Raw genomic sequence first — 1,128 nt, 5'->3', positions numbered from 1 at the left:
CAGTGTGGGGCATGGGGGCCGACTATAGTTCGGGACATCAGGCCAATGAACAAGTGCATATAGGACAGGGGTTAGTGCTGGCCAAGCTATCGTTGCCTTCCGGTATAAGGAATACTGAGGGCTTATTTGTTTTGCATCCCTTTATAATAAATGCTGCTTTGCAAATGCCGCCGGCATACTTGTTTTCGAATGATGAAAATATCATGCGGCCTTCAGGCATTGACCCTCTACAGAAAATACGGCCGACTGCCATTGAGAGACTCGAAATTTTTCGGGAATGTCCCTGTGAAATGTGGGCGTTGATCCGGTATAGCAGAGGAAGCGGGGCTGGTCATAATACGCAGAAGTATGACATTGATTTGTGTGATGAGGGAGGCCAGGTCTGCGTGCGTATAAAAGGATGCTCCTACAAGGTAGGGGGCGCATGTGAGAAAACACCTGGTGTAATGTTGCTCCAACCCTTCTGGAAAGAACAGGCGGTTGCGGAGGACACGATGGTTCCCACTTACGAACGACATGTGGTAATGCTTTGCGAAACAGATACCATTGCTGCAGGAGATATCGAGTTCTCCTTGGCAGGAATGGAATGTATCACTCTGCAATCCGGTATGGAAGAGGTTGATCGGCGCTTCGAAAAGTATGCCGTCCAGGTTTTTGAAAAAATAAAAAGTATCCTGAATGACAAACCCAAAGGCAAGGTGCTGGTGCAGATTGTAACGATGCCTCAGCATGAAAAGCTGCTCTTCGCTGGGCTGTGCGGCATACTCAAAACTGCGCAAAAGGAAAATCCAAAGATCCATGGTCAGTTAATTGAAGTTGAGGATACAGAAAAAATGGAAGGGCTCATTGAAATACTAAAAACGAGCAGCCGACATCCTGCGGATAGCCGCATCCGGTTTGCAGAAGGCAAACGTTGGATTCCTGTCTGGAGTAAAGCAGAAATGCCGTCAGAAACACCGGATATTCCATGGAAAGACCGCGGGGTTTATTTGATTACTGGAGGAGCAAAGGGTTTAGGTCTTATTTTTGCTAAAGAGATTGCGCGTCAGGCCAAGGAAGTGACTTTGATTCTTACTGGACGTTCCCTACTGGATCAGGACAAGCAGACTTCATTGGAGGAATTGAAGG

Annotated in this window: 1 protein-coding gene; it reads left to right on the top strand. The window is 47.3% G+C overall.

The features are described from left to right. On the top strand, positions 1 to 1,128 hold a 1,128-nt coding region (locus tag GRP75_RS27655), incomplete at both ends, for a polyketide synthase dehydratase domain-containing protein (protein WP_160790973.1).

It is taken from the genome of Paenibacillus sp. OT2-17, from assembly GCF_009827695.1.
GTDB classification, from domain to species: domain Bacteria; phylum Bacillota; class Bacilli; order Paenibacillales; family Paenibacillaceae; genus Paenibacillus; species Paenibacillus polymyxa_B.
This window is presented reverse-complemented; position numbering and strand designations above follow the sequence as displayed.